This is a genomic window from Aromatoleum toluolicum (assembly GCF_012911005.2).
GTDB lineage: Bacteria > Pseudomonadota > Gammaproteobacteria > Burkholderiales > Rhodocyclaceae > Aromatoleum > Aromatoleum toluolicum.
This window is the reverse complement of the sequence record NZ_WTVS01000153.1, coordinates 1-3,695: the sequence shown is the minus strand read 5'-3', so window position 1 is coordinate 3,695 and position 3,695 is coordinate 1. Positions and strand designations below refer to the sequence as shown.

Here is a 3,695-nt window from a genome sequence, read left to right as displayed (position 1 = left end):
GTGCTTAACCCATCCCCACCCCAACCCTCCCCTTGAAGGGGAGGGAGTGATTGTGCAGCACTCAACCTGACATCAAGTAATTCCCTGCCAGGTTAGTAAGAAGGTAACGGCGCACAACGGCGCCCGTTCGGGACGCCGTTGCGGGGTCGTGGCCGGTACAATCCGGCCATGACCGTCCGTCGTGTCCGAGCGTCCGGCGCGCGTGTGTTCGTGGCGCTGTGCCTTGCCGTGGTGCCGCCGCTCGCCGCGGCGCAGCAGCCCCTGCGCGTGCAGCTCGATGCGCCAGAGAGCGCGCGCCCGCTACTCGAACGGCACCTGCGCATCCTCAACCGCAGCGACCAGACCCTGCCCGCCGAGCGCGCCGACCGCATCGCGCTCGCGCGCCGTGCGCGGCGCGAGGTGGCCGAACTGCTCGCGACCGAGGGCTATTTTTCGCCCGAAGTGCGGCTGGATCGCGAGGACGAGGACGACTGGAAGCTCACCGTCGTGCCGGGCACGCCGGCGAAGGTCGTCGCGGTCGATGTGCAGTTCGCAGGTGCGCTGGCGGGCGAAGGCGAGGCGCTCGCGGCGCGGCGCGCGCAGCACCGCAATGCCTGGTCGCTCGCCGCCGGACAGGTGTTCCGCCAATCGGCCTGGGACGATGCCAAGCGGCGTCTGCTCGATGAAGTCGCTTCGCGCGACTACGCGGCGGCGCGGATCGCCGACAGCCGCGCTGAGGTCGACCCCGACGCGGCGACCGTGCGCTTGGCCGTGACCGTCGATTCCGGCCCGCCCTTCTTCCTCGGCCCGATCGAGGTGTCCGGGCTGAAGAGTCTCCCGGCCAATCTCGTCGAGCGTTTCAGCAGGCTGCAGCCCGGACGTCCCTTCAATCAGGACGAGCTGCTGGCGCTGCAGGGCACCCTGCAGAACGTGCCGCAGTTCGCATCGGTCGTCGTGGACGTCGAGCGCGACCCGGCCCTCGCTGCGGCGGTGCCGGTGCGCGTGCAGGTTTCCGAGGCGCGCTCGCGCCAGCTCGGCTTCGGTGCCGGGTATTCGAGCAATACCGGCTTCCGCGGCGAGATCAGCTGGCGCGACGTGAACCTGTTCGGTCGCGGCTGGGAGCTCGTCAGCGCCCTGCGCGTGGAGCAGTTGCGTCAATCGCTGTTTGCCGACGTGTTCCTGCCGCCCGCGGCGGCGGGCCATCGCGACAGCGTCGGCGCCGCCGCCGAGCGCAGCTCGGTCGAGGGACTCACGCTGACGACGCAGGCGGTGGGGGTGGCGCGCACCAACGCCCGTGCGACCGCCGGCGGCACGATCGACACGCGCCTCGCGCTGCGCATGCAGCAGGAGGAGCGCAAGCTCGACGGCGGCGACACGACCCGGCGCAAGGCGCTGACGCTGAACTGGTCATGGACGCGACGGATGGTCGATGACACGCTCGATCCGCGCCGCGGCGACGTGCTGCAGCTCGAGATCGGCGGCGGCTCGCGCGCCTTGCTGTCGGACCAGAACTTCATGCGCCTGTATGGTCGCTACGTGCGCTACGTGCCGGCGGCCGGGCGCGACGTGCTGATCCTGCGTGCGGAGGCCGGTACGACCCTGGCGAAGAGCCGCGACGGCGTGCCGCAGGATTTCCTCTTCCGCACCGGCGGCACCCAGACCGTGCGCGGCTACGCCTACCAGAGCCTCGGCGTGCAGGAGGCGGATGCGATCGTCGGCGGCCGCTACCTCGCGGTGGCGAGCGCCGAGTACGTGCATTGGTTCCGGCCGCAGTGGGGCGCAGCGGCCTTCATCGACGCGGGCGATGCGGCGGACGATCGCGACATTTTCGAGCTGAAGAAGGGCTACGGCGTCGGCGCGCGCTGGAAGAGCCCGGCCGGCCCGCTCGCCCTCGACCTCGCCTGGGGGCAGGCAGAGCGGCGCATGCGCCTGCATCTCGGCATCGCGATCGCGTTCTGACGACGGGCGCGGCGCGGGCTCAGTCCGCGTTGCGCGCCTTCACCCAGGGGACGAAATCCGCCGCCGGCATCGCCCGGGCGTACAGGAAACCCTGCGCGAGGTCGCAGCCCATGCGCTGGAGCTCGTCCGCGGTGGGCTGGTCCTCGACTCCTTCGGCCACCACGCGCATGCCGAAACCGTGCGCGAGCGCCTGCACCGTCGCGACGATCGCGTGATCGCGGCTCGAGCGCAGCATGTCGCGCACGAAGAGCTGGTCGATCTTGAGCTCGCTGACGGGGAGGTCGCGCATGTAGGCGAACGACGAAAACCCCGTGCCGAAGTCGTCGAGCGATACGCCGCAGCCGAGCGCGCGCAGGGCCTGGATCACGCGGCCGGCGCGATCGCGATCCGAGATGAGCGCGCCTTCGGTGACCTCCAGCACGAGGCTGGGCGCCGGAACGCGCCAGGTCGCGAGGGCCTGGGCGACGAGGTGGGGCAGGTCCTCGTCGTGCAGGTCTTCGGCGACGAGGTTGAGCGCCACGGGGATCTCGATGCCCTGCGCATCGAGTTCGGACAGCGTGCGCACCGTCTGGCCGAGGATCCAGCGCGTCAGGTCGGGCATCAGGCCCAGCCGGCCGGCGATGTCGATGATCTTCGGTGGGGAGATCCATTCACCGTCCTCGCGCCGCCAGCGCAGCAGCGCCTCGGCGCCCGCGCAGCGGCCGGTGCCCAGATGGATCTGCGGCTGCAGCCAGACCTGGAACGGCGGATGGGCGATCGTGCGCGCGATGTCGCGTTCGAGGTCGAGTTCGTGCTCCATGCGCGCGATCATGTCGGAGTGGAAGCACACGACCGGTATGTCGGCGCGGATCGCACGGAGCAGTGCAGCGCGGGCTGCGTGCTCGAGGTCGTAGGCGGTGTCGCCGTCCTCGGGTGCGCAGGCCGTGCCCGCATGGATCGCGCCGCGCAGTTGCGGGATGCCGTGCTCGGGCGAGCGTTCGCAGATTTCGATCAGCCGGCGCGCGGCGAGCTGTACCTGGCCGGTGCTGCGTAGTTCGGGCATGATCAGCGCCCATTCCTGGTCTGCGATCGAGCACAGCATGTCGCCGGGGCGCAGCGCGCTGCTCATCGCGTCGCCGAGCTGCCTGCGCAGCCGGTCGCGCTGCGCGCTGAGCTGCTGCGGGCTTCCCGTCCCCCAGGTGACGTGCAGGAGCAGCAGTCCGACCGGTTTTCGCTCCGGCTGGTTCATCCAGCGCTCGAGCGTGTGCACGAACTGCGTGCGCGTGGGCAGGCCGGTCAGCGGGTCGACGCCTTCGCCGGCAGCGAGGCGCCGGTCGAGCCGCGCGAGCGAGGCGGTCGTCAGCGTTGCCTGCACCGCCTGCGCGAGCTTCGCCGCCGCGACGACGATGTCGCAGTCGGCGTTTCCCGGCGGGTGGCCGTCGGCATGCAGCGCGGCGCGCACCGCTTCGACGAGGCAGGCGCAGGCGGTGGCCGGCAGGGTCGGCAGGCTCCCGTGCTGCTGACAGTCCAGCCACGTTCCGACGAGCGCTTCGAGCCATTCGCTGGTGCCCCACAGCGGCCGGTCGAGCAGTCGCGCATACAGCACGGTATCGCTGGGCGCGGGCGGACGCGCGTTATTGCGCCCGAGGCATGCGGCAAACGCGGCGTCGAGCGCGCCGGCGGGGACGGTCAGCGCGAAGGCCCGCAAGGCCGCTGCATCGGCTGCGGAATAACCGACCACGGCGAGCATTTCGGCCGCGCGGCTTGGGAGGGCGGGC

At 71.2% G+C, this 3,695-nt stretch carries 2 protein-coding genes; one reads left to right on the top strand and one right to left on the bottom strand.

Translation table 11 applies throughout. The features are described from left to right. Nucleotides 1-168 precede the first annotated feature (168 nt). Entirely contained in the window at nt 169-1,938 is a 1,770-nt protein-coding gene (locus GPA27_RS27980) for an autotransporter assembly complex protein TamA (protein WP_169143679.1), read from the top strand. A gap of 19 nt (nt 1,939-1,957) precedes the next feature. On the opposite strand, the gene GPA27_RS27975 is transcribed toward GPA27_RS27980, so the two are convergent. After that, on the bottom strand, nt 1,958-3,695 hold a 1,738-nt coding region (locus tag GPA27_RS27975; protein ID WP_246261535.1), incomplete at its 5' end, for a putative bifunctional diguanylate cyclase/phosphodiesterase.